The sequence below is a fragment of the Streptomyces marokkonensis genome (assembly GCF_039539045.1).
Classification (GTDB): Bacteria; Actinomycetota; Actinomycetes; order Streptomycetales; family Streptomycetaceae; genus Streptomyces; species Streptomyces marokkonensis.
In genome coordinates this window covers 43925-67650 of sequence record NZ_BAABCQ010000005.1, presented here as the reverse complement: position 1 = coordinate 67650, position 23726 = coordinate 43925, and the positions used below count along the sequence as shown (strand labels likewise).

Sequence of the window (23726 nt, the reverse complement as noted above, 5' to 3'; positions counted from 1 at the left end):
GACGACGAGACCACCCGACCGGGCGGCCCCCACCCACAACCGGGGGCCGCCCGGTCCTCGCGCGTTCATCTCCCGAACGGTCCTCGCTGTGGGCGGTGACGGCCGCCCGGGAGGGCGTGTGCCGGCGCCGCGTCCTCCCGCCTCCGTGACCAGTGCGCCCGTTTCACGCCCTTGTGGCCCCGCTGTACTTCTTCGACCGTTGTGGGAGTGGGAGTGGGAGTGGTGGCGAGGACAGGGGGCTCCACATGGCGCGAACGTGGGAGGTCGCGGCGGGACGGCTGTCGCTCGGACTGGCGGTGCTGCTGCACCGGACGGTCGCGGGCGAGGCCGCGAGGAAGAGACTCCGGAACTGGCGGGACGCCGCCCTGCGCGGTGCGCACCGGCGGGGTCTGCCGGTGGAGGCAATCGCTGCCCGGACGCGGCTGTCCCAGAGCCGGGTCCGGGCGGTGGTCACCGGCGGGAAGCCCCCGCCGGTGGACCGGGCCGCCTGAAGGTGCGGACGAGGATCAGGGCGTGTGGGCCGCCGGCCTGGGCGCCGTCGCCATGCCGGCGCCGATGAAGAAGTTCGGGTGCGGCGGCTGGTTGTAACGGCGTTCTGCCACGCCAGGGCCGTGCGGTACTGGGTGTCGTGAAGGAGGGTCGTGGAGCGGATGTTGCGGCCCAGGTCGACGCGCCACAGCCGGGTGCCGTCGAGCTTGATGCCGTCGCCGGTGTGGACGCTGACCACGCCCCGGTCGAGGGCCTCGACCTGCCGGGCGGTGGCGGCCTCGGCGGTGTCGGTGGTGAGAACGTCAGACCGGTGCCGACGATGCCTGCGGCGGCAAGGGCCGCGCCCAGGACGAGCGGACGGCGTCTGCGGTTCTTGTCGGGGTGCCTCACGGGACGAACCTCCTGGAGGACGGATGGATTCCGTCTGTCGGTCGCCGCCCGGGGCCGTCGGATTGCCGCTCCCGGCCCGCGTCTTCCTACGGTTTCGCGAACGCTCGCAGGGTGAAGACCGGGTCGGGGCGCGGTCGTTCCTGGTCGGGGAGGGCCGCGAGCCGGGCGGCGAAGCGCTCCGCGAGCGGGTCGCCCGGCGGCAGTGTGACGAACCAGCCGCGTCGAAGGTCGGCGACCGTGCGGCGGGGGCTGCGGCCCTGGCCCTGACCGGTGAACCGGGCCTGTCCCGCCGGGACCAGGCCGTGCGCGCGGGCGTACGACTCGACGAGGTCGGCGGCGTCGTGGGCGGTGCTGGGCGGGCGGGAGGCGAGCACGGCGTCGATGTCGCTGCCCACGTTGTGCGAGGCGCCCTTGTCCACCGTCGTGACGTACACCCCGCCGGGCCGCAGGACGCGGGCGCACTCGCCGACGATCGCCCGCACGTTGTCGGCGCCACCCGCGAGGTGCAGCAGCCACACGCTGCTGACGGCGTCGAACTCACCGCCCCGGAAGGGCAGTCGGCGGCTGTCGGCCAGCACGACGGCGCCGGGCAGCCTGGCGGCGGCGTAGCGGGTCATGGCGGGGGCGAGGTCGGCGCCGGTCACGCGCATGCCCGCACGTCCGGCGGCGAGGCGCCGGGTGACGATGCCGGTGCCGCAGGCGACGTCGAGCAGGCTCCGCGCCTGCCTCGGCACAAGGCTCAGTACGGCCTGTGCTGCGGCCTCGGCGCGGGGCTCACCGCCGCGGGAGGCGTCGTACCGTTCCGCTTCCTTGTCGTAGTCGAGCACATCCGTCAGTGTGCCGCATGGACGGCGGCCAGGCCCTCCACCCTGCGGGCGAGCTCGACGTCCTTCTCGGTGACGGCGCCGCCCGCGCTGTGGGTGTGCACGGCCAGGGAGACGGTGTCGTAGCCGAGGATCAGGTCGGAGTGGTGATCCAGTTCCTCCTGCGTCTGGGCGATGTGGACGACCATCGCGGTGGCCGCGAAGTGGGATCCGAGCCGGTAGGAACGGGTGAGGCGGCCGTCCTCCAGGGACCAGCCCGGCAGCTCGGCCAGCCGCTCCTCGATCTCCTTCTGCGACAGCGGTTCGACGGGCATGGGCCGCGCTCCCTTCCTGGGGTGGTCCCCCCCTGGTCCATCCGGTGCATGGGGTCTCCCCCTCGTACCCGATCAGCCTGCCACAACACCGCCGTCCGGGCCCTGGTCGGGAGCGGAGCACCGACCCGTCCCGGTGCGGGCCGCTGTCGGCTACCGTTCGGCGTATGACCGCACTCATGTCCGGTACCGCCCCCACCGCCCAGGGCGTGGGCCCGCTGCTGCGGGCCTGGCGGGAGCGGCGGCGGGTCAGCCAGCTGGAACTCGCGCTGCGCGCCGACTCCTCCGCCCGGCACATCAGCTTCGTCGAGACGGGCCGCTCCCGGCCGAGCGAGGAGATGGTGCTGCGACTGGCCGAGCACCTGGACGTACCCGTGCGGGAGCGCAACGCGCTGCTGCTCGCCGCCGGTTACGCACCGCACTACCCGGAGACCCCGCTGGACGATCCGGCGCTGGACGCCCTGCGCGAGGGCATGGAACGCCTCATCCGGGGATATGAGCCCTATCCCGCGCTGGTCGTCGACGCGACGTACCGGGTGCTGGCCGCCAACCGCGGCCTCCTGATGTTGATGGACGGCGTGTCGGAGCGACTGCTGGAGCCGCCGCTGAACGCGATCCGGCTGACTCTGCACCCGGAGGGCCTGGCACCGCGCATCCTCAACCTGCGCGAGTGGCGCGGGCATCTGCTGGAGCAGATGGAGCGGCAGATCGCCCTGCAACGCTCGGAGCCGCTGCGGGCGCTGTACGAGGAGGTGGCGGCGTACCCGGTGCCGGACACCGCGCCGGGCGGGGAGCCGGCCGAGCCCGTGCCGTACTTCGCGCTGCCGATGCGGATCGAGCACGAGGGCCACATCCTGTCGTTCATCTCGTCCATCTCCACCTTCAACACGCCGATGGACGTGACCGTCGCCGAGCTGGCCATCGAGACGCTGCTGCCGGCCGACCCGGCGACGGTCAAGTACCTTCACACGCTGGTGTCCTGACGCTGCCTGAGTGCCGCGTACTGCAGCAGGGCGAACCCGGCGACGGTGAGCGCCTGGAGGACCGTCCACACCGCGCCGGCCGTGGTGGGCGTCAGCCAGAGGGCGAGGGCGGCGAGACTGACCGCCGTCCAGGCGAGGTTGGCCTCGACGACGGCCCGGACGGCGAGCGCCGGGGGCCGGCGGCGCGAGGCCAGCAGGGCGACGCCTGCCGCGTACACCGCGAGGAACGCGCCGAGGCCGAGCAGCAGCCCGGAACCGGCGCCGAGGAACCTGCCCAGCGGTCCGGCGAACGCGAGGTAGGCGAGCGCGTTGGCTCCGGTCACCATCGCGTCGAGGGCGAGGAAGCGGCGCAGCATCAGCTGCGGCTCGGCAGTGCGGGCAAGTGCGGTCATCTGGATCGTGGACATGACGAGTCACCCTCCGTCGGGGTCGGACACGCTGCGGGGAGCCTGGTCCCGGACCGGAGTGCGCCCGGACCGGAACCCGATGACCCCACGATCCCGTCCGGACCGCGCCCGGTCGATTACCCGCCAGGTAATGATGTCGATCCTCGACCACCCCCTGTGAACCTGACCGGGGAACATGACAGACTGCGGGCTGACTTGGGCGCGTTGGGGAGGCGTGGCGTGAGTGAGCGGCGGGCCGCACCCACCGTGGGCCAGGTGGTCCTCGGCAGACGGCTTCAGGAACTTCGGGAGACGGCGGGCCTCAAGCGCGAGGAGGCAGCCAAGGTACTCCGGGTCGCCCCGGCGACCGTGCGGCGCATGGAGACGGCCGAAGTCGCGCTGAAGATACCGTATGTCCAGATCCTGCTGACGGCGTACGGAGTGCCCACGAGCGAGGTCTCGGCGTTCGTGGCGCTGGCCGAGGAGGCGAACCGGCCGGGCTGGTGGCAGCGGTACCACGACGTGCTGCCGGACTGGTTCAGCATGTACGTGAGCCTGGAGGGCGCCGCCCGGATCGTCCGCTCCTACGAGCCGCACTTCATACCCGGGCTGCTGCAGACCGAGGACTACGCACGCTCGGTCCTGGAGGCCGGGACGATCGGGAGCGCGGGCCGGGACGCGGTGGAACGGCACGTGTCCCTGCGCATGGAGCGGCAGCGGCTCTTGGAGGGCGCGGACGCGCCCCACCTGTGGGTGGTGATGGACGAGACGGTGCTGCGGCGCCCGGTGAGCATCGACGGCCGGGTGATGCGCGACCAGCTGGACAAGCTGCTGGAGCTGTCGGCCCGGGACCGGGTGACGCTCCAGGTCGCGGAGTTCGAGGACGGGCCGCACCCCGGGACCTACGCGCCGTTCACGCTCTTCCGGTTCGCGGAGCCGGAGCTGCCCGACGTGGTCTTCACCGAGTATCTGACCGGTGCCCTGTACCTGGACTCCCGTGCGGAGGTCTCCGCGCATCTGGAGGTCCTGGACCACATGACGGCGCGGGCCGCCTCGACCCAGCGCACCGAGAAGGTCCTGCGCGAGTACCGCGAGACCTTCTGACCCGGCGACCTGGCCGCACAGGCCCGAGCACCGACCCACCCGAGCACCGACCACACCCGCACACCGACCCACCCGCACACCGACCGCACCCGCACACCCGACCAGGCTCCGAGGAGAAGACAGCGCATGACCGGATCCGACGCCACCCCCGCCCCCATCGACACCAGCCGGCCGCATCCGGCCCGCGTCTACGACTGGTGGCTGGGCGGCAAGGACAACTACCCGGTGGACGAGGAGCTGGCCCGCAGGATCCTCGCGGCGGACAACACCGCGGTCCGTGGGGCGCGGGCCAACCGCCGGTTCATGCATCGGGCCGTCCGTACGCTCGCCGAGACCGGGATCCGCCAGTTCCTGGACGTCGGCACGGGCATCCCCACCGAGCCGAACCTGCACCAGGTGGCCCAGGCCGTGGCTCCCGAGGCGCGGGTCGTCTACGCCGACAACGACCCGATCGTCCTGCGGCACGCCCAGGCGCTGCTGCACGGCTCGGCGGAGGGGGCCACCGAGTACGTCCACGCGGACGTCCGGGATCCGGACCTCATCCTGCGGCTGGCGGGCGAGTCCCTGGACTTCGCACGGCCGGTCGCCCTGTCGCTGGTGGCCCTGACGCACTACCTCGGTGACGCGGTCGACGGTGACGACGTGCACGGGCTGTTGAAGCGGTACGTCGACGCCCTCGCGCCCGGCAGTTTCCTGGTCCTCTCCCAGGTCACACCCGACCTGAACCCCGAGGCGGTGGGCAAGGCCGCCGGTCTGTTCGCCCGCAGCGGCACGCCGTTCCACCCGCGCTCGCTCACCGAGTTCGCGCGTCTCTTCGACGGCCTGGACCTGCTGGGCCCCGGCGTCATCCCGGTCACCGGATGGCGGCCGGACCCGGAGGACGTGGCGGTCCAGGCGGAGGGCATCGTGCCGGTGTACGCGGGGGTGGCGCGCAAGCCCTGACGGGCCCGGCCGCCGGTGCCTCCTGCCCCGTACGGGCGCCGCGAACGGGTGCGCTCCCCCGCCCGCCCCTAGGTTCGAGAAGCCAGGGCCCGGTCGATCAAGGGAGCGCACGTGACCGACACCCGGACACCGCCCACCGAGCCGGGCGCGGCGCTGCTGCGGGCGGGACGGTTCTTCCGTCCGGGCACGGCCGCGCCCGACCTGCACAGCATCGGGCTGGTCGGCGGCCGGGAGGCGGACGCCTTCTACCGGGACCGTTGGAGCCACGACAAGGTCGTGACCTCCACGCACGGCGTGAACTGCACCGGTTCCTGCCGCTGGAACGTGTTCGTCAAGGACGGCATCATCACCTGGGAGACCCAGGCGACGGACTATCCGTCGGTCGGCCCGGACAGCCCCGAGTACGAGCCGCGCGGCTGCCCCCGGGGCGCGGCGTTCTCCTGGTACACATACTCGCCGACCCGGGTGCGCTACCCGTACGTGCGCGGGGTGCTCCTCGAGATGTACCGGGAGGCGAAGGCGCGACTCTCGGATCCGGTGCTGGCCTGGGCCGACATCCAGGGCGACCCGGAGCGCCGACGGCGCTACCAGCGGGCGCGCGGCAAGGGCGGCCTGGTCCGGGCGACCTGGGACGAGGCGGTCGAGATGGTCGCCGCGGCCCACGTCCACACCATCCGCACGCAGGGCCCGGACCGTGTCGCGGGCTTCTCCCCCATCCCCGCGATGTCGATGGTGTCGCACGCGGCGGGGGCCCGCTTCCACTCCCTCATCGGCGCCCCGATGCTGTCGTTCTACGACTGGTACGCCGACCTGCCCGTGGCGTCCCCGCAGGTCTTCGGCGACCAGACGGACGTGCCGGAGTCGGGCGACTGGTGGGACGCGGCGTACCTGATCATGTGGGGCTCCAACGTCCCGGTGACCCGCACGCCGGACGCCCACTGGATGGCGGAGGCCCGGTACCGGGGCCAGAAGGTCGTCGTCGTCTCCCCCGACTACGCCGACAACACCAAGTTCGCCGACCAGTGGCTGCACCCGCACCCGGGGACGGACGCCGCGCTGGCCCTGGCGATGGGGCACGTGGTCCTCAAGGAGTTCTTCGTCGACCGCGTCACCCCCTTCTTCGACGACTACGTACGGCGCTTCACCGACCTGCCGTTCCTGGTGACGCTGGACGAGCGGGACGGGGCGCACGTACCGGCGAAGTTCCTGCGCGCGGCCGACCTGGGGCAGGAGGGCGAGGACGCGCGCTGGAAGACGGTCGTGCTGGACGAGGCGACGGGCCGCGCCGTCGTCCCGAACGGCTCCCTGGGCTTCCGCTGGAACGAGGCCGACCAGGGCAGGTGGAACCTCGACCTCGGTGACGTACGGCCCCGGCTGAGCCTGCACGGCCACGAGATGGCGGCCGGCGTCGAGGTGCTGCTCCCCCGCTTCGACACCGACGGCGGCACCCACGCACAGGGCCGCGGGGAGGTCGTCCGGCGGGGTGTCCCGGCGACCCGGCTGGGCGGGGCGAACGGGCCGCTGGTGACGACGGTGTTCGACCTGCTGCTGGCGCAGTACGGCGTGGCCCGTGACGGGGTGCCGGGTGACTGGCCGGCGACGTACGAGGACGCGGACGCGCCGTGCACCCCGGCCTGGCAGGAGACGCACACCTCGGTCCCGGCGGCGGCCTGTGTGCGGATCGCCCGGGAGTTCGCGCGCACCGCCGAGCGCTCCAAGGGACGCTGCATGATCCTGATGGGCGCGGGCACCAACCACTGGTTCCACTCCGAGACGATCTACCGGGCCTTCCTCGCCCTGCTCCAATTGACCGGCTGCCAGGGCCGCAACGGCGGCGGCTGGGCGCACTACGTCGGTCAGGAGAAGTGCCGGCCGGTGACCGGGTGGGCGTCACTGGCCGCCGCGTCGGACTGGTCGCGCCCGCCGCGCCAGATGATCGGCACCGCGTACTGGTTCCTGAACACCGACCAGTGGCGCTACGACCGGTTCGGCGCCGACGTGCTGGCCTCGCCGCTGGGCGAGGGGCGGCTGGCCGGCATGACGGGCGCGGACTGCCTGGCGCTGTCCGCGCGCACCGGGTGGATGCCGTCGTACCCGACCTTCGACCGCAACCCGCTGGAGCTGGGCGAGACGTTCGGCGACCCGGTGGCCAACGCGGTGGCCGAACTGCGCGCCGGGACGCTGAAGTTCGCCTGCGAGGATCCGGACGCGCCCCGGAACTGGCCGCGGATCCTGACCCTGTGGCGGGCCAACCTGCTCGGCTCGTCGGCGAAGGGCGCCGAGTACTTCACCAAGCACCTGCTGGGCACGCACTCCTCGCTGCGCGCCGAGGAGGCCTCGCCGCACGAGCGTCCCCGGGACGTGGTGTGGCACGACGAGGCGCCCGAGGGGAAACTCGACCTGCTGCTGTCACTGGACTTCCGGCACACCTCGTCCACACTGCTGTCCGACGTGGTGCTGCCCGCCGCGACCTGGTACGAGAAGCACGACCTGTCCAGTACGGACATGCACCCCTACGTGCACGCCTTCTCCCCGGCCGTGGATCCGCCGTGGCAGACGCGGACCGACTTCGACACGTTCAAGGTGCTGGCGGAGAAGCTGAGCGAGCTGGCCGCCGGTCATCTCGGCGTGCGCAAGGACCTGGTGGCGGCCCCGCTCCAGCACGACACCCCGGGTGAGATCGCCCAGCCGGGCGGGGTCGTACGGGACTGGCGGAGCGGGGAGTGCGCTCCGGAACCCGGAAAGACCATGCCCTCCCTGGTCGTCGTGGAGCGCGACTACACGGCGATCGGCGCGAAGTTCGCGGCGCTGGGCCCGCTGGTGGAGGCCAGGGGCCTGCCCGCCAAGGGCATCACCCTGAAACCCGACGAGGAGGTGGAGCGGCTGCGGCACATGAACGGCGCGGTGCGCGGCGGCCCGGCCGACGGTCGGCCGGCGCTGGACACGGCCGTGAAGGCCGCCAACACCATCCTGGCCCTGTCCGGCACGACCAACGGGCGCCTGGCCGTCCAGGGCTTCCACACGCTGGAGGCGAAGACCGGGCAGCCCATGGCCCACCTGGCCGCCGAGCACGAGGGCAAGCGGGTCACGTACGCGGACACCCAGGCGGCGCCCGTGCCGGTGATCACCTCGCCGGAGTGGTCGGGCAGCGAGGCCGGCGGGCGCCGGTACACGGCATTCACGCTCAACACCGAGCACCTCAAGCCCTGGCACACCCTCACCGGCCGCCAGCACTTCTTCCTCGACCACGACTGGATGCACGAGCTGGGCGAGGCGCTGCCGGTCTACCGGCCACCGCTGGACATGAGCCGGCTGTTCGGCGAGCCGCAACTCGGCCCCGACGGGCACCGGGAGGTGACGGTCCGCTACCTCACCCCGCACAACAAGTGGTCCATCCACTCCGAGTACCAGGACAACCTGTTCATGCTGGCGCTGTCCCGGGGCGGCCAGACCATCTGGATGTCGACCCAGGACGCGGACGCGATCGGGGTGTCCGACGACGACTGGATCGAGGCCGTCAACCGCAACGGTGTGGTCGTGGCCCGCGCGATCGTCTCGCACCGCATGCCGCCCGGCACGGTCTACATGCACCACGCGCAGGAACGCACGGTCAACGTCCCCTTGTCGGAGACGACCGGCAAACGCGGTGGCATCCACAACTCGCTCACCCGCCTCATCCTCAAACCGACCCATCTCATCGGCGGCTACGCCCAGTTGTCCTGGGCGTTCAACTACCTCGGCCCGACGGGAAACCAGCGCGACGAGGTCACCGTGATCCGCCGCCGTAGCCAGGAGGTCGAGTACTGATGCGCCCGATGGCCCAGGTCGCCATGGTCATGAACCTCGACAAGTGCATCGGCTGCCACACCTGCTCGGTCACCTGCAAGCAGGCGTGGACCAACCGGCGCGGCATGGAGTACGTCTGGTTCAACAACGTCGAGACCCGCCCCGGCCAGGGCTACCCCCGCCGCTACGAGGACCAGGAGAAGTGGCGGGGCGGCTGGGAACTGAACCGGCGGGGCGCGCTGAAACTCAAGGCGGGCGGCCGGTTCAGCAAGCTCGCCGGGATCTTCTCCAACCCGAGGCTCCCGGAGATCAAGGACTACTACGAGCCCTGGACGTACGACTACAAGAACCTCACCGACGCCCCGCTCGGCGGCGACTACCCCGTCGCCCGGCCCGTCTCGCAACTCGACGGCAAGCCGATGAAGATCGCCTGGTCCTCCAACTGGGACGACAACCTGGGCGGCGCCCCCGCCTACGGCGACCTCGACCCGATGGTGGAACGCACCCGCGAACAGGCCTCTCAGAAGGTGCGGTTCGCGTACGAAGAGACCTTCATGTTCTACCTGCCGCGCATCTGCGAGCACTGTCTCAACCCGTCGTGCGTGGCGTCGTGTCCGTCCGGGGCGATGTACAAGCGCTCCGAGGACGGTATCGTCCTGGTCGACCAGGACCGCTGCCGGGGCTGGCGGATGTGCGTGACGGGCTGCCCGTACAAGAAGGTGTACTTCAACCACCGTACCGGCAAGGCCGAGAAGTGCACCTTCTGCTACCCGCGCATCGAGGCCGGCCAGCCGACGGTCTGCTCGGAGACCTGCGTGGGACGGCTCCGGTATCTGGGGGTCGTACTGTACGACGCGGACAAGGTGACCGAGGCCGCCTCCACGCCGGACGAGAAGGACCTGTACGAGGCCCAGCTGGACGTCTTCCTCGACCCCGGGGATCCCGCGGTGCGGCTGGCGGCGGAAGAGGCGGGGATCCCGTTCGACTGGATCGAGGCGGCGCGGCGCTCCCCCGTGCACGCGCTGGTGAGCAAGTACCGGGTGGCGCTGCCCCTGCATCCGGAGTACCGCACCATGCCGATGGTCTGGTACATCCCGCCGCTGTCGCCGGTGGTGGACGCGCTGACGGAGACCGGGCACGACGGCGAGGACGCGGGCAACCTCTTCGGCGCGATCGACACGCTGCGCATCCCGCTGGAGTACCTGGCGGAGCTGTTCTCGGCGGGGGACGTCGCGCCCGTGCGGGCGTCGCTGGAGAAGCTGGCGGCGATGCGCTCCCACATGCGCGCCATCAACCTCGGCGAGGACCCCGACCCGGCCGTCTGCGCGGGCGTCGGCATGGGAGCCGAGGAGATACAGGACATGTACCGGCTGCTGGCGATCGCCAAGTACGAGGAGCGGTACGTGATCCCGACGGCGGCCGTCGGGGACGCGCACCGGCTGGAGGCGTCCGCGCTGCCGGACACGTGCAGCCTGGACACCGACGGCGGGCCGGGCATGGGCGGCGACGGTCCGTTCGGCCAGGACTCGGGCCGCAGGAGGCTGCCGCTGGTGCCGGTGGAGAACTTCCACATCCTACGCAGACGGCAGACCGCGGACGACGAGAGGGAGGCCTGATCAGATGCCCGGGTTCGAGGTGCTGTACCAGGCGGCGGCACTCTGTCTGACCTATCCCGACGACGACTTCCGCGTCCGGCTGCCCCTGCTGCGCGAGGCCGCGCCGCAGCTGCGCGCCTTCACCGACCACGCGGCCGTGACACCGCAGGGTGAACTCCAGGCGCACTACGTGGAGGTCTTCGACTTCAAGAACCGGCACAGCCTGTACCTGAGCTGGTGGACCGACGGCGACACCCGCAACCGGGGGATGTCGCTGGTCCGCTTCAAGGAGCTGTACCGCGCCCACGGCCTGGAGTTCACCGACGAGGAACTCCCCGACTTCCTCCCGGCGGTGCTGGAGTTCGCCTCCCGCACCGGGGACGTCGGCATGCTCACCGAGCACCGCGACGCCCTAGACCAGCTCCGCTCCCGGCTCACCGCCTTCGGCACGCCCTACGCGTGCGTCCTGGACGCCGTGTGCGCCACCCTGCCGCCCGCCTCCACCGGAGCCCGCCGATGAACGTCTTCCTCTGGGGCGTGCTGCCCTACGCCGCGTTCGCCCTGCTGATCGCGGGCCTGGTCTGGCGGCACCGCTACGACCGCTTCGGCTGGACGACGCGCTCCTCGCAGGTCTACGAGTCGAAGCTGCTGAACATCGCCTCGCCGGTGTTCCACTACGGCATCCTGTTCGTGCTGGTCGGCCATCTCGTCGGGCTGTTCGTCCCCGAGTCGTGGACGGACGCGATGGGCGTGAGCGAACACGCCTACCACCTGCTGTCGCTGTACGGCGGCACGGCGGCCGGGGTACTGACGGTCGCCGGGATCCTCGTCCTCGTCTACCGGCGGCGCACCAACGCGCCCGTGTTCCGCGCGACGACCGCCAACGACAAGGTCATGTACGTCTTCCTGCTCGGCGCGATCATCCTGGGCATGGTGGCCAAGCTCGCCCACTCCTCCGGCACCGGCTACGACTACCGGCACACCATCGCGCCCTGGTCGCGCAGCCTGTTCACGCTCCAGCCGAAGACGGAGCTGATGGTGGGGGTACCGGTGCTGTACCAGGTGCACGCGGTGATCGGGATGGTGCTGATCGCCCTGGTGCCGTACACCCGGCTGGTGCACATGTTCAGCGCGCCGGTGCAGTACCTGTTCCGGCCGTACGTGGTGTACCGGTCGCGCGACCCCAGGCAGCTGGGGCCGCGCCCGGACCGTCCGGGTTGGGAGCGCGCGGGCTCCTGAAGCCCGGCGCCCCCGTCCCGACTAGGCCAGCTTCGCCGTGAGGGTGATGGTCGTGCCGGTCAGGGCCTGGCTGACCGGGCAGTTCTTCTTGGCGTCCTCGGCGGCGGCGACGAACGCGTCGTTGTCGAGGCCGGGGACGGTGCCCTCCACCGTGATGTGGATGCCGGTGATGCCCTCACCCGGCTGGAAGGTGACGTCGGCGGAGGTGGTGAGCTTGGTGGGCGGGTTGCCCGCGCCGGCGAGGCCGTTCGACAGTGCCATGGAGAAGCAGCTGGAGTGGGCGGCGGCGATCAGCTCTTCCGGGCTGGTCCTGCCGTTGGCCTGCTCGGCGCGCGACGGCCACGACACCGGCTGCTCGCCGATGCCGGACGAGTCGAAGGTGACGACACCCTTGCCCTCGAGCAGGTTGCCTTCCCAGACGGTGTGTGCGGAACGCGTGGTTGCCACGACGGGTCCTCTCGAATTCTCTTGCTGTACAGGGGCGGTGGGAGCCCGTCTCCGGGTTCCTCACCCCCCATCCGATCACACTCCGGCTCAGCTCACGCGAAAGACCGGCCCCCGGGCGGTGAACGGCAGCCGCGCGCCCTGCGGGATCAGGTAGGCGTGCTCGCGCCGTACCCGCAGTACGTCGCACCAGCCGTCGGTGATGACGAGGACCGGCGCGGTGGGCGGGAAGTCGTCGGCGCGCGTCAGCAGGTCGATGCCGGGCTGGAGGACGGTGCCGCCGCGGCCGTGTACCCGCACCCGGCCGGCGATGTCCGTCACGGGCAGGTATCCGGCGTCGTGCGGTGCCGTGTCACAGAACACGACCCGGGCGGCGGGTACGTCGCGGGCCTCCGCATAGGAGGCGATGGCGCCGAGCGCCTTGCCGAGCAGGGTGCGGTCCATGGAGCCGGAGGTGTCCAGGACGACGCCGAAGGTGCAGCGGGCGATCTCCTCGGCCGGGAAGTAGCGGCCCGCGCGCGGGATGTCGGGGGTGGCCGCCTGACGACGCGAGGGGCGCGCGTAGGACCGTACGGGCTCGGGGCGGGGCACGAACTCGTCGAACCAGCGGGCGAGTCGCGCGTCCCAGGGCAGCGGCGGGTGGCTGAGGGCGCGGATCTCCTCGACCAGGCCGCCGGGCAGGAAGCCGCGCTCCTGCCGCTGGTGGAGGTCCAGGCCCTGGGCGAGGCCCCGGCGGTAGAAGCCGTCGAGGTCGACGTAGTCTCGGGGCGAGCCGAGCGGTCCGCCCAGGATGTCGCCGACGCCCTTGCCGCGCAGGGTGGACAGACGGCGCATGCGGCGCAGGTCGCCGGCGACGCGGTCGTAGACCTCCTCGGCGGACAGGCCGGCCAGTTCCGGGTCGTGCAGCAGTCCCTCGGGCATGGTGCCGACCCGCATCTCGACCAGCCAGCCGTTGATGACGTAGTCGCAGGCGACGTTGAACAGGTACGGGTCGCGGGTGCCGCAGCGGTCGCCGTGGCGCAGGGCGGCGTGCAACATCTCGTGGGCCAGGACGAAACGCCACTCCTCGTCGTCGTACCGGCGCAACGGGTTGACGTAGATCTCGCCGGCCTCGGCGTCGACGGCGGCGACGGAGATGCCGTGGGCGCGGGCGAGTTCGGCGTCGGCGACGAGGGTGATGCCGGACGCGATGCCGCCGAGGAGCGGGTAGGAGGAGACGAACCAGCTCAGTGCCTGCTGCCAGGGGCGCGGGCGGGGCGCCTCGCCCGTCATGGAGTCGCGGCGTCCGCCCGCCATGTCGAGCGCGGTGGAGACGGTCCGGCCGAGCGCGCTCGCGAACGCCGTCTGCCAGTCCGGGACCTGCCCGCGCCAGCCGTTCCACGGCACGAGCAGCAGGTCGGCCGCCCGGCCCGCGGTGCCGCGGTGCTCGTACACGGCGGGCACCCCGTCCCGGCGCCAGCGCGCGGCGAGCCGCTCCTCGTCGCCGTCGGGGTAGGAGGCGGGGAGGTCGTCGGGGGCGCGGCCGACGCGGAAGCCGAGCAGGAAGCGGTTGACGACGGCACAGCGTGCGGCGAGGTCGGCGCCGTCCGGCTGGACGCGCTCGCCCGTGGCCGCGGGGACGTGGCCGAAGCCGAGGTGGAGTGCGGCGTGCGCGATGGCCCAGGCCCAGCGGGCGGGTTCGGTGAGCCGGTCGGGGTGGGCGTGCACGACGCCGTCGGAGTCGACGCGCACCAGACCGCCCCGCGGTGCGACGGCGCACTTCTCCAGGCGGCAGACGGTGAACTCCACCGCGCTCAGGGACGGGTCGGCGCGGACCAGCCGCAGTCCCGCCTCGAACGCCTCCGCCGCGAGGTCCCGCTTCTTCCTGCCCTTGGTGGTCCGGGTGGGGCTCATCGCCGGGCTTCCACGAGCCGGGGCATGTCGCGGGCGGCCTCGACGAGGAACCAGGCGGGCAGGACCGGGTTGCCGTCGGCGTCGGAGGCGATGACGCTCTGGGCGACCTCGACGGAGATCTCGGCGAGCTGCACCAGGAGCGACTTGGCGCGGTACGCGGTCTGGCGGCCGTTCGCCGACATGTGCTCCTTGCTCGCGGGCAGCTCCTTGAGCAGCCGGCCGCGGAAGGACTCGGCGAGGTAGTAGAGCAGGTCGCGGTCCTGGAGGCGGTGCGGCCAGCGGGCCTCGCCCTTGAGGACCGCCTCGATGCCGAACCGGCTACGGACGATCTTGACGTAGCCGCAGAAGGCGGTGGCGTGGGCGGGGGTCAGCGTGCCGTGCGCGAGGACCTTCAGGGTCTCCTCGTCGAGGTCCGGCCCGAAGGAGTGCAGGGCGTCGGAGAGCATGTGCCAGGAGCGCGGGGTGGAGAACGGCTCCTCTGTCTTGGGCGGCTTGGACCACAGGTGGTCGGGGCGGTCGGTGAGGTGGTCCGTGATCCAGGGGTGGATGCCGTTCTCGCCGGCCCAGACGAGCCAGTCCTTGGCGGAGGCGTCCAGGTGGACGTGGGTGAGACGGTTGACCAGCGCGGACGCGATGGGGCGGGCGAGGGCGTTGTCGGTGGCGCGGTTGCCGGCGCCGATGACGATGGAGCCCTCGGGCAGCTCGTAGCTGCCGATGCGCCGGTCCAGGATGAGCGAGTAGAAGGCCTTCTGCACGTCCGGGCCGGCGGCGTTCAGCTCGTCCAGGAACAGGCAGTAGGGCTCGTCACGGGCGATGGACTCGGGCGGGCAGAACACCGACCGCCCGTCCCGGATCTGCGGTACGCCGATCAGGTCCTCCGGCGCGAGCTGGGTACCGAGCAGGCTCACGCACTCCAGGCCCAGCGAGTCGGCGAACTTCCTCACCAGGGAGGACTTGCCGATGCCGGGTGCGCCCCACAGGAAGACCGGCCGCACGGTGGCGAGACCGAGCAACAGCTCCGGGAGACGGGCGGGAGTGACGGTGACGGCTGCCTGCACGCAGAGGCTCCTCGGGCTGCTGTTCGAAGCGGACTCGCACCAGTGTGGGCGGGAGGGGGCCCGTACGCAGCCGATTTACGGGGCGGTGGGCTTCTGGGCGCGCTGCCTGCGGGCCGCCATCACCGCGTAGACCAGTACGCCCGCGAAGAGGAACAGCACGCCCTGGTACACCGCCGCGTAGCCGGCGCCGGCGACCAGCCAGAGGGAGAAGGCGGCCGCGACCGCCGCGATCACGCCGTCCCGCACCAGCCGTGCCCGGTCGACCTTGTCGCCCCGCCCGGAGACCAGGTGGAAGATCTGGGCGGCGGTGGCCAGCAGGTAGGGCACGGTCGCGGTGAAGGTGGTGACGAGGACGAGGACCTCGAAGACCTTCGCCGAACCGGACGTGTAGTTGTAGACGGTGAGGAGGGAGGCGAGGACCACGGTGACGCCGACGCCGACCGTGGGCACGCCGCGCCGCCTGCGGGCGAACGCGGCGGGGAAGAGGCCGTCCTTCGCGGCGGCGTACGGGGTCTGGGCGCTGAGCAGCGTCCAGCCGTTGAGGCAGCCGGTCATCGACACCAGGGCGGCGAGCGCGACGGCCCAGCCGCCCCAGGCCCCGCCGAACATGGCGTTCACGGCGTCGGAGAAGGGGGCGCCGGAGTCCACCAGCCGGTCGTGGGCGACCGTGCCGAAGACGGAAAGGGTGCCCAGCAGGTAGACGAGGGCGGCGCCCGCGGTGCCGATGACCGTGGCCCGGCCGACCGTACGACGGGGGTCCTCGACCTCGCCGGCGCTGACGGCGGCGGACTCCACGCCCAGGTAGGAGAAGAGCAGGATCGCGGCGGCGGCGGAGACCGCGCCGATGCCGCTGCCGCCGCTCGCGTTGAACGGGCCGAGGTTGTCCGGGTCGAAGAAGAACAGTCCGCCGACCGCGACGAGCAGCAGCGGTGCGAACTTGAGCACGGTGGAGACGAGCTGCACGGCACCGACGTAGCGGGAGCCCGCGAAGTTGGCGAGCGCCGGCAGCCACTGGATGACGAGGGCGGCCAGGCAGGCGGTCCAGCGGTGGTCGTTCACCGGGATCAGGACGTCGAGGTAGCCGACGGCGGCGACGGCGAGCGCCGCGTTGGACACCCATGTGGTGATCCAGTACGCCCAGGCGGCGAGGAAGCCGGCGAAGTCGCCGAAGGCCTCGCGGGCGTAGACGTAGGGGCCGCCGGTGCGCGGGTCGCGAGCGGCGAGGCGGCCGAAGACCAGGGCGAGCGCGATGGCTCCGACGGTCAGGACACCGAACGCGAGCAGGCTGATGGTGCCGAAGGGGGCGACGGACGCCGGGAGCAGGAAGATGCCGCCGCCGATGATGTTGCCCATGACCAGGGCGGTGGCGACGGGGAGCCCGAAGCGGCGGGCGTGTCCGCCGTTGCCGGACGCCGGGGCGGAGTCGGGTGCCGCGGGGGTCTCCCGCGGGTCCGGAGCCGGTGGGGGGACGGTCCCGGTGACGTGCATGGGATGGGGCGCCTTCCTTGGAACTGGTGCCCGGGATCGCCGGGACGGCGCCCATGGTCGGGCACGGCCCGACATTGCTCCAAATCAGGCGCTTTTGTCCTGTACGGCCCCGCCCGGGACCGGAAAAGGTCCGCTTTGGACGGTCCTGGGCCGGGGATCCTCCACGGGCACCTGCGGGCCGTTCGACTCGCGCAGCCAGCGGCGCAGGATGCGGTGCACGTGCTCGGCCCCGACGATCTCCGCGCTCTCGGCGACCGGCGCGGACAGGACGACCGGCGACAGCAGGAAGGCGCGGGACTGGGCGCCGCCGAGTCCGCCGTGCGAGCCGATCTGCTCCTCGAAGGCGAGCACCTCGCCGTCGGCCGGGTCGTGGAAGGAGTTGACCATGATGTCGGCGGTGTGCGGGAAGGAGTGCGTGCGGCGCACGGCGTCGGCGGCGCCGGGCCCGAAGGACGCGAGCGGTCCCGGGTCCTCGTCGAGCCGGTCCAGGGGGATCTCCGCGCCCCGCGCGCCGAGCACGACACCTCCGTGCTTCTCGCTGCGCACCAGCAGGAAGCCGATACCGGGGTGGTTGGCGAGGGTGGCCAGCAGGGCGGGGTGGCGGGCGTCGATCTCCTCCCGGGTCATCCGGTGGTGCACGTCCGGGAAGGAGACCAGGCCGAGGTTGCCGGAGGCCAGCACGATCGGCTCGGAGCGGCGGCCCGAGGGGGTGTCGGCGGGACGCTGCTGCTCGGCGCCCTCCTCGACGGGCCGGTGCAGGGCGGCCCGTACGGTGTTGCGGGCCTCGGCGCCACTGCGGGTGCGCTGGGCGCGGCGCGGTACGGGCAGCCCGCAGCCGGCCCGCACCAGGTCGCCGAGGGTGAGGCCGTAGCGGGCGCGGAAGGTCTCGCCGGGGCTCTGGCCGTGGTCGGACAGGAGCACGATCCGGTACTTGCGGGGGGCGTGCTCGGCGACCTCCTCGATCAGCGCGAGGGACCGGTCGAGGCGCTGGAGGACCTTCGCGGCGTCCCGGCTGCGCGGCCCGGAGTGGTGTGCCACCTCGTCATAGGCCACCAGGTCGGCGTAGACGGCGGTGCGGCCGGCGAGCATGTCGCCCATCACCGCGGCGACGACGACGTCCCGTTCGACGACGGTCGCGAAGGCGCGGACGAAGGGGTAGAGACCGCCGCGGGAGACGCGCGGGCGGACCTCGTGCATCCGGGCTCGGGTGGACTGGACGATCTCCCGGCACACCTCGGCGACGAAGGACATGGCGGTGCGGACGGCGTTGGCCGGGTCGGAGAAGTAGGCGAAATAACCGGACCGGGACCGCGTCTGGGGGCTGCGGCGGCGGGTGGCGATGGAGAGCACGAGGGCCTGTTCGTCGGCGCCGCCGCCGAACAGGTTGCCGCGGCTGGCGCCGTCGACGGTGAGCAGTCCGCCGTCGCCGGTGTGCTCGACGGCGCGGTGCTGGAGTTCGGCGGCGCTGGTGGGGCGGTTGCAGACCACGACCTCGCCGCTGTCCTTCTCGTACCAGCGGAAGGCGGGGACGTCGTGGTTGGAGCCGTGCAGGATGCCGAGCTGGCTGGCGCCGGTCTGGCTGGACCAGTCGGTGCGCCACTGGGCGAGCCGGTGGGTCGCGGAGGTGCCGTCGCGGCCGAGCCAGCGGGCGACGGTGGGCATGGCGCCGTTGTCGACGGCGGCCAGCAGGACGTCGTGGCCGACGCCGTCCAGTTGCAGGAAGAGGGTGCCGGGGTCGGCCGGGCAGGGCGGTCCGGATCTGCGGCGGCGGTCGGCGAGGCGGTAGAGCCGGCGCCGGTAGGCGTCGTCGTCGCGCACGGCCAGGGCACCACCGGTGGCGGAGGCGACGGCGGACATGACGGCGGCCACCACGACCGCCGTCTCGGGGGCGACACCCCCGCGCCCGGCCGGGTTCACGTCGATCGCCAGGAGCAGCAGACCGCCGTTGAGGAAGAAGACGAGAAGTCCGAGGACGAGGGCCGGCACCAGGAGCAGCAGCCGGACCAGCAGCGGCCACACCAGGGCGGACAGCAGGCCGAAGGCGCCCGCGCCGACCGCGGCGGTCATGGCGATGTCGGTCGCGCTGTCGCCGTCGGGCGACTGGAGCCGGAAGTCCGGCAGGATCCCGGCGAGCAGGAGCATGGTGAGCGTGGAGACGGCCCACACCGCGACACTCCGCCCGATCTGACTGGCGACCCGGCGCCAACGCCCTCCACCCACGCTCCGCACACCTCACGTCCCGGGCCCGTCGTCCGCGCGGGCCTTCCCCACCCTGTCACAACGGTCCGGAGCGCCCGTTTGTCCCCCCGGGTCCGGTTCATACTCCTGGGGTCCCGCGGCGGAGGTCAGCGGCCGTCGTACCCGGCCGTCGGCATCGACAGCCGGCGGTGCACGCACGCCTTCATCCGGGCGTCGTAGGACGGTTCCGCGTGGCCGGCCGTCTCGACGCGGACCCCGCGTCGCGCGCACTCGGCGGTGAACTCGTCCACGGACGACAGCGCGCTCTCCAGCACGCGGCGACTGGGCGCCACGAACAGGTCGCGCCCCGGCCGGACGCCGTCCCACAGGGCGTCGTGGTCGGGTCGCAGGCCGCGTACCAGCAGTTCCCTGGCGACGACGTAGCCGTGCTCGGCGGCCCAGCGGGCGCACATCGCGTGCTGGCTGCGGGAGTCGACCAGGAAGGGATCGTCGTCCAACTGCTCCAGTGGCGTCAGACTCGCGATCGCCGTCACCCGCACCGGCCCCATGGTGTCCCCCTCACCTCCCGTTTTCGTCGCCGACCCTACTCCTGGACGTACGCTTCGGGGAGTCGCGCGAAGGAGGCAAAGGAGTGCCGGTGGAGCTCACGTGGTGGGGTCACGCCACCTGCACGGTCGAGGACTCGGACATACGCGTGCTCACCGACCCGCTGTTCGTACGCAGGCTCGCCCACCTGCGCCGGAGGCGGGGCGCGGTGCCGCCGCCGGACGCCTGGCGCGCGGACGTGGCGCTCGTCTCCCATCTGCACGCCGACCATCTGCACGTGCCGTCGCTCGCGCGGCTCGCGCCGGGCACGCGCCTGCTCGTGCCCCGGGGCGCACGACGGGCGGTGCCGGGGCTGCGCCGGCTCGGGCACCTGCAGCTGAGCGAGGTGGCGCCCGGCGACGAGACGACCATCGGTGACCTGCGGATACGGGCGGTACCCGCGCGGCACGACGGGCGGCGGCTGCCGCTCGGACCGCACCGCGCGCCCGCGCTCGGCTACGTCGTCGAGGGCGAGGCCCGGACGTACTTCGCCGGCGACACCGGCCTGTTCGACGGCATGGAGAAGGAGGTCGGTCCGGTCGACGCGGCGCTGCTGCCGGTCGGTGGCTGGGGGCCGTACCTGGGCGAGGAGCACCTGGACGCGGGGCGCGCGGCGCAGGCGCTGGCCCGGCTGGCGCCGCGCACGGCGGTGCCGGTGCACTACGGCACGTACTGGCCGATCGGGATGGACGCCGTGCGCCCCCACGAGTTCCACACGCCGGGCGACGAGTTCGTACGCCTGTCGGCGCTGCGCGCGCCGGGGGTCGCGGTGCACCGACTGGGGCACGGCGGGAGTGTGCGGGTGGAGGTCGCGCGGTGAGCTGGCTGAGTGCCGCCACGACGAGCGTTCCGATCGATCCGGCCCAGCAGGCGTTCGGTTATCCGTCGCTCTTCCTGCTGGTGTTGATCGGGGCGCTGGTGCCGGTGGTGCCGACGGGCGCGCTGGTGAGTTCGGCGGCCGTGGTGGCGATGCACCAGACGGTGCCGTTCTCCATGCTGATGGTGTTCGTGACAGCGTCGCTGGCCGCTTTCTGCGGGGACCTGACGCTGTACTGGCTGGGGCGGCGCGGGGTCGGCTCGAAGAACGGATCGCGCTGGCTGGAGGCGATCCGGTCCCGGGCGCCCGAGGACCGGCTGGAGCAGGCACAACAGAAGCTCGCCGAGCACGACGTCGCCGTGCTCGTGCTGTCCCGGCTGGTGCCGGCCGGGCGCATACCGGTGATGCTGGCCTGTCTGCTGGCCGAGTGGCCGCTGCGCAGGTTCGCCCGGGGCAATCTGCCGGCCTGCCTGGCCTGGGCGGTGACGTACCAGCTGATCGGCGTACTGAGCGGCGCCCTGTTCAGCAAGCCGTGGGAGGGCGTGGCCGCGGCGATCGCGCTGACCGTGCTGGTGGGCGGGGCGCCGAGCGTGTGGCGGCGGTGGCGGGGGCCTGCCAAGGCCTGAGGTCCCTGAGGTCCCTGAGGTTTCTGAGGTCCCTGAGGTCACTCCAGCACGTGTGAGGCGCCGACCGGAAGGTCCCACAGGTGCTCCCGGGGCAGACCCGCCCGCTGCCAGGCGGCGCGTACCCGGGTGAGCGGTTCCAGTACGGGTTCCGCGGACAGCACGAACGTGCCCCAGTGCATCGGCGCCATCCTGCGGGCGCCGACGTCCTGGGCGGCCCGCACCGCCTCCTCCGGGTCGCAGTGCACGTCGCTCAGCCACCATCTGGGGTCGTAGGCGCCGATGGGGAGCAGGGCGAGGTCGATACCGGGGTAGCGGCGGCCGATGCGGGTGAACCAGTGGCCGTACCCGGTGTCGCCGGCGAAGTACACGCGCCGGCCGTCGGGGTCGGTGAGGACCCAGCCGCCCCACAGGGTGCGGCAGGTGTCGGTGAGGGTGCGCTTGGACCAGTGGTGGGCCGGTACGAAGTCGAAGCGGACGCCGTCCAGCCGCGCCGCCTCCCACCAGTCCAGCTCGGTGACGCGGGTGAAGCGGCGGCGGTGGAACCAGCGGCCGAGCCCGGCCGGCGCGAAGACGGGCGTGTCGCGCGGCAGTCGGCGCAGGGTGGGGGCGTCCAGGTGGTCGTAGTGGTTGTGGCTGATGACGACCGCGTCGACGCGCGGCAGGGCGCTCCAGGCGACGCCGACCGGAGTGACACGCACCGGGGTGCCGAGGATGCGACGGGACCAGACCGGGTCGGTGAGGACGGTGAGCCCGCCGATCCGCACCACCCAGCTCGCGTGCCCGGCCCAGGTGACGGCGACGGTGCGCGCGTCCACGCGGGGCAGCGGGCCGGGCGCGTAGGGCAGCCGGGGGATGTCTGCGAGGCCCTCGGGGCCGGGTCTCACCGCGCCCTCGCGCGCGAATCTGGCGAAGGCCTTCAGGTCGGGCAGCGGTGCGGTCAGCCGGTCGTGGAAGGCGCGCGGCCACACCCGGTGCTCGGCGAGCGGCCGGGGTTCGGCGAGCGGCGGGTACGAGGGTGGTGGGGAGGACGCGGCCGCCGGCGTGCCGGCGCCCTCGGCGGGGGTCGGGGTGGACATGGACGTGTGCGTACTCGCGGCCGACCGGGGCTGATGCGTCATCGAGGAGGCTCCCATCGCTGAGCGTCGCGGAGATCGTCGAAGACCGACTTCAGCCCGATCAGCGCGCGTCGCACGTGTGGCAGTTCCAACGGGTCGGGGGACGTGAGGCATTCCGCCCGCTGCTCGTCGGTGCCGCCGTCGAGCAGCGGGCCGGTGGCGAGCCGGACGCGCAGGGCCGGCAGGTCGTCGCCGAAGCGGTGCCCGCCGGGGGCCGGCATGCCGAGCCGGGCGGTGAGGAAGTCCTCCAGTTCCTGGGCGTCGCCGACGCCCTGGGCGGCGAGCGCGTCGCGCAGCGGGCCGAGGTCCGCGTACAGGTGGCGGCCGGCCTGCGGGGGCCGGGCGGTGGCGCCGGCGGCGACGACGACGGCGTGCACGGCGGCGGCCACGCGCGCGTGCAGGCGCACGGCGGCCGACCGTCGGAGGGTGACCGGCTCGGGTTCGGCGAGCGCGTACCCGGCGGCGGCGGCGACGGGGGCGGTCACGCGGGCGCCGAGCGCGGTGAGCACGTCGAGCACGCGCGCGTGCAGGCCGTCTCCGGCGGCGGACGCGGGGAAGCGGGCGGCGGCGGCCGGCCAGCCCGGCGGCAGCAGCGCACCGGCCAGGTCGGTGACGACGGTGACCCGTTCGGGCAGCATCTCGGCGGGGCTGAGCAGCACGGTGGCGTGCGGATCGTGCAGGGTGTCGCGCCAGGTCTCGTCGCTGACCAGGTGCAGTCCCTCGCCTGCCGCGGCCTCGACGGTCTCGTGCAGCAGCTCGGGCGGCGCGACGGTGCCGGTGGGGTCGTCGGCGACGGACAGGACGAGCAGGCGGGGGTCGCCGCCCTCGGCACGCACCCGGCGGACGGTTTCCAGAAGGGCGTACGGGTCGGGGACGCCGCCGGACTCGGCCGGGGTCGGCACGTGGAAGACGGGCCTGCCCAGCAGCCGTGCGTACGGCGCCCACCAGGCGGCGCAGGGACGGGGCACCAGGACGTCGCCGCCGAGCGCGGCGGTCAGGGCGAGCAGGAGGGCGTTGGGGTTGGGGGCGGCGGCGACGTGGCCGGGCTCGGTGGGCAGACCGCGCCGGTCCCAGTAGCCGCAGGCGGCGTCCAGCAGGGCGGGGGAACCGCCGGCCGGTTCGTCGTGGCCGCGGCCCGCGGCGGCGGCCAGTACGGCGGACAGCTCGGGCAGCACGGGCAGTCCGTCGTCGGGGAGGTGCGGACCGTAGCGCACGGGACCGTGCCCCACGGGGCCGTGACCGCCGGCGTGGCCCTCGCGGTCATGGGCTCCGCCGTCGCCCACGCCGTCGTGGCCTTCACGGTCGTGGCCTTCGAGGTCCGTCCGCCGCATGCCTGCCTCCGCGCGGTCCGTGGTGCCGTGTCCTGCCGCCGCCCGACCGGGTGCTCTTCGCTCGGTCGTTGCTCCCAGTACCCACCGTGCCGCCCTGCCATGGCTGTGGCCCGGATCGCGC

General features: G+C 72.9%; 21 protein-coding genes and 1 pseudogene. 10 read left to right on the top strand and 12 right to left on the bottom strand.

All coding sequences use genetic code 11. The annotated features are described in order from the left end of the window. The first annotated feature begins 245 nt into the window (after nucleotides 1-245). On the top strand, nucleotides 246-491 hold the full coding sequence (locus tag ABEA26_RS02315) for a hypothetical protein (RefSeq protein ID WP_345588671.1): 246 nt from the start codon (nucleotides 246-248) through the stop codon (nucleotides 489-491). Between the two features lie 15 nt (nucleotides 492-506). Here the strand turns inward: ABEA26_RS02315 and ABEA26_RS36240 are convergent. The 3 genes and pseudogenes from ABEA26_RS36240 to ABEA26_RS02305 all read right to left on the bottom strand — a co-directional run bounded on the left by ABEA26_RS36240 (nucleotide 507) and on the right by ABEA26_RS02305 (nucleotide 2017). Next, nucleotides 507-879: pseudogene (locus ABEA26_RS36240) on the bottom strand (rhamnogalacturonan lyase family protein). Between the two features lie 86 nt (nucleotides 880-965). Next, complete coding sequence (locus tag ABEA26_RS02310; RefSeq protein WP_345588669.1) at nucleotides 966-1706, bottom strand: class I SAM-dependent methyltransferase; 741 nt, start codon at nucleotides 1704-1706, stop codon at nucleotides 966-968. Between the two features lie 5 nt (nucleotides 1707-1711). After that, nucleotides 1712-2017, bottom strand: coding sequence for a 4a-hydroxytetrahydrobiopterin dehydratase (locus ABEA26_RS02305; RefSeq protein ID WP_345588667.1), 306 nt, complete (start codon nucleotides 2015-2017; stop codon nucleotides 1712-1714). A 164-nt stretch (nucleotides 2018-2181) separates the two neighbouring features. Here ABEA26_RS02305 and ABEA26_RS02300 point away from each other — a divergent pair, with 164 nt between their 5' ends. Continuing rightward, on the top strand, nucleotides 2182-2997 hold the full coding sequence (locus tag ABEA26_RS02300) for a helix-turn-helix domain-containing protein (protein ID WP_345588666.1): 816 nt from the start codon (nucleotides 2182-2184) through the stop codon (nucleotides 2995-2997). Here ABEA26_RS02300 and ABEA26_RS02295 read toward each other — a convergent pair. Further along, on the bottom strand, nucleotides 2979-3404 hold the full coding sequence (locus tag ABEA26_RS02295) for a hypothetical protein (protein ID WP_345588665.1): 426 nt from the start codon (nucleotides 3402-3404) through the stop codon (nucleotides 2979-2981). The two genes, ABEA26_RS02300 and ABEA26_RS02295, sit on opposite strands and share 19 nt — an antisense overlap. Nucleotides 3405-3623: 219 nt before the next feature. Between ABEA26_RS02295 and ABEA26_RS02290 the strand changes: the two genes are divergently transcribed. From ABEA26_RS02290 to narI, 6 genes are all read left to right on the top strand, one after another. Continuing rightward, a complete protein-coding gene (locus tag ABEA26_RS02290; RefSeq protein ID WP_345588663.1) occupies nucleotides 3624-4487 on the top strand; it encodes a helix-turn-helix domain-containing protein in 864 nt (287 codons plus the stop codon). 126 nt (nucleotides 4488-4613) lie between these two features. Next, entirely contained in the window at nucleotides 4614-5429 is an 816-nt protein-coding gene (locus ABEA26_RS02285) for an SAM-dependent methyltransferase (RefSeq protein ID WP_345588661.1), read from the top strand. Nucleotides 5430-5540: 111 nt separating this feature from the next. After that, nucleotides 5541-9236, top strand: coding sequence for a nitrate reductase subunit alpha (locus ABEA26_RS02280; protein WP_345588660.1), 3696 nt, complete (start codon nucleotides 5541-5543; stop codon nucleotides 9234-9236). Beyond that, nucleotides 9236-10831: a nitrate reductase subunit beta gene (narH, locus tag ABEA26_RS02275; protein ID WP_345588659.1), complete on the top strand. Its 1596-nt coding sequence runs from the start codon at nucleotides 9236-9238 to the stop codon at nucleotides 10829-10831. The genes ABEA26_RS02280 and narH overlap by 1 nt, the downstream gene beginning before the upstream one ends. A gap of 4 nt (nucleotides 10832-10835) precedes the next feature. Beyond that, nucleotides 10836-11330 (top strand): nitrate reductase molybdenum cofactor assembly chaperone, encoded by a 495-nt coding sequence (gene narJ / locus ABEA26_RS02270; protein ID WP_345588657.1) that lies wholly within the window; start codon nucleotides 10836-10838, stop codon nucleotides 11328-11330. Further along, the gene (gene narI, locus ABEA26_RS02265) at nucleotides 11327-12049 is read left to right on the top strand and encodes a respiratory nitrate reductase subunit gamma (RefSeq protein WP_345588655.1); all 723 of its coding nucleotides are present in this window, start codon (nucleotides 11327-11329) and stop codon (nucleotides 12047-12049) included. The genes narJ and narI overlap by 4 nt, the downstream gene beginning before the upstream one ends. Before the next feature lie 21 nt (nucleotides 12050-12070). Here narI and ABEA26_RS02260 read toward each other — a convergent pair whose 3' ends face one another. The 6 genes from ABEA26_RS02260 to ABEA26_RS02235 form a co-directional block, all read right to left on the bottom strand. Further along, a complete protein-coding gene (locus tag ABEA26_RS02260) occupies nucleotides 12071-12496 on the bottom strand; it encodes an OsmC family protein (RefSeq protein ID WP_345588653.1) in 426 nt (141 codons plus the stop codon). Between the two features lie 87 nt (nucleotides 12497-12583). Continuing rightward, nucleotides 12584-14386: a vWA domain-containing protein gene (locus ABEA26_RS02255; RefSeq protein WP_345588651.1), complete on the bottom strand. Its 1803-nt coding sequence runs from the start codon at nucleotides 14384-14386 to the stop codon at nucleotides 12584-12586. Then, on the bottom strand, nucleotides 14383-15444 hold the full coding sequence (locus ABEA26_RS02250; RefSeq protein ID WP_345588649.1) for an ATP-binding protein: 1062 nt from the start codon (nucleotides 15442-15444) through the stop codon (nucleotides 14383-14385). Before ABEA26_RS02250 ends, ABEA26_RS02255 begins: the two co-directional genes overlap by 4 nt. Nucleotides 15445-15519: 75 nt before the next feature. Continuing rightward, on the bottom strand, nucleotides 15520-16932 hold the full coding sequence (locus tag ABEA26_RS02245) for an amino acid permease (RefSeq protein WP_345588648.1): 1413 nt from the start codon (nucleotides 16930-16932) through the stop codon (nucleotides 15520-15522). 84 nt (nucleotides 16933-17016) lie between these two features. Further along, nucleotides 17017-19161, bottom strand: a complete 2145-nt coding sequence (locus ABEA26_RS02240; RefSeq protein ID WP_345588646.1) for a phage holin family protein — start codon at nucleotides 19159-19161, stop codon at nucleotides 17017-17019. 116 nt (nucleotides 19162-19277) lie between these two features. Beyond that, nucleotides 19278-19679, bottom strand: coding sequence for a hypothetical protein (locus tag ABEA26_RS02235; protein ID WP_345588644.1), 402 nt, complete (start codon nucleotides 19677-19679; stop codon nucleotides 19278-19280). An 83-nt stretch (nucleotides 19680-19762) separates the two neighbouring features. Here ABEA26_RS02235 and ABEA26_RS02230 point away from each other — a divergent pair, with 83 nt between their 5' ends. Together ABEA26_RS02230 and ABEA26_RS02225 are read left to right on the top strand one after the other, a co-directional pair. Next, nucleotides 19763-20536 carry an MBL fold metallo-hydrolase gene (locus ABEA26_RS02230; protein ID WP_345588642.1) on the top strand — a complete coding sequence of 258 codons (774 nt, stop codon included), beginning with the start codon at nucleotides 19763-19765 and terminating at the stop codon, nucleotides 20534-20536. Beyond that, entirely contained in the window at nucleotides 20533-21159 is a 627-nt protein-coding gene (locus tag ABEA26_RS02225) for a DedA family protein (RefSeq protein ID WP_345588640.1), read from the top strand. Before ABEA26_RS02230 ends, ABEA26_RS02225 begins: the two co-directional genes overlap by 4 nt. A 38-nt stretch (nucleotides 21160-21197) precedes the next feature. Here the strand turns inward: ABEA26_RS02225 and ABEA26_RS02220 are convergent, their stop codons facing one another. Both ABEA26_RS02220 and ABEA26_RS02215 read right to left on the bottom strand, forming a co-directional pair. Further along, entirely contained in the window at nucleotides 21198-22277 is a 1080-nt protein-coding gene (locus ABEA26_RS02220; protein ID WP_425587775.1) for an MBL fold metallo-hydrolase, read from the bottom strand. Beyond that, on the bottom strand, nucleotides 22274-23605 hold the full coding sequence (locus ABEA26_RS02215) for an aminotransferase class I/II-fold pyridoxal phosphate-dependent enzyme (RefSeq protein ID WP_345588636.1): 1332 nt from the start codon (nucleotides 23603-23605) through the stop codon (nucleotides 22274-22276). The genes ABEA26_RS02220 and ABEA26_RS02215 overlap by 4 nt, the downstream gene beginning before the upstream one ends. Nucleotides 23606-23726: the final 121 nt, after the last annotated feature.

Bases quoted from the DNA above. Each gene is read 5' to 3' on its own strand.
- ABEA26_RS02300 (WP_345588666.1), top strand. From the start codon at position 2,182: ATGACCGCACTCATGTCCGGTACCGCCCCCACCGCCCAGGGCGTGGGC.
- narH (WP_345588659.1), top strand. From the start codon at position 9,236: ATGCGCCCGATGGCCCAGGTCGCCATGGTCATGAACCTCGACAAGTGC.
- ABEA26_RS02315 (WP_345588671.1), top strand. From the start codon at position 246: ATGGCGCGAACGTGGGAGGTCGCGGCGGGACGGCTGTCGCTCGGACTG.
- narI (WP_345588655.1), top strand. From the start codon at position 11,327: ATGAACGTCTTCCTCTGGGGCGTGCTGCCCTACGCCGCGTTCGCCCTG.
- ABEA26_RS02235 (WP_345588644.1), bottom strand. From the start codon at position 19,679: ATGGGGCCGGTGCGGGTGACGGCGATCGCGAGTCTGACGCCACTGGAG.
- ABEA26_RS02220 (WP_425587775.1), bottom strand. From the start codon at position 22,277: ATGACGCATCAGCCCCGGTCGGCCGCGAGTACGCACACGTCCATGTCC.
- ABEA26_RS02255 (WP_345588651.1), bottom strand. From the start codon at position 14,386: ATGAGCCCCACCCGGACCACCAAGGGCAGGAAGAAGCGGGACCTCGCG.
- ABEA26_RS02245 (WP_345588648.1), bottom strand. From the start codon at position 16,932: ATGCACGTCACCGGGACCGTCCCCCCACCGGCTCCGGACCCGCGGGAG.
- ABEA26_RS02295 (WP_345588665.1), bottom strand. From the start codon at position 3,404: ATGTCCACGATCCAGATGACCGCACTTGCCCGCACTGCCGAGCCGCAG.
- ABEA26_RS02285 (WP_345588661.1), top strand. From the start codon at position 4,614: ATGACCGGATCCGACGCCACCCCCGCCCCCATCGACACCAGCCGGCCG.
- narJ (WP_345588657.1), top strand. From the start codon at position 10,836: ATGCCCGGGTTCGAGGTGCTGTACCAGGCGGCGGCACTCTGTCTGACC.
- ABEA26_RS02305 (WP_345588667.1), bottom strand. From the start codon at position 2,017: ATGCCCGTCGAACCGCTGTCGCAGAAGGAGATCGAGGAGCGGCTGGCC.
- ABEA26_RS02215 (WP_345588636.1), bottom strand. From the start codon at position 23,605: ATGCGGCGGACGGACCTCGAAGGCCACGACCGTGAAGGCCACGACGGC.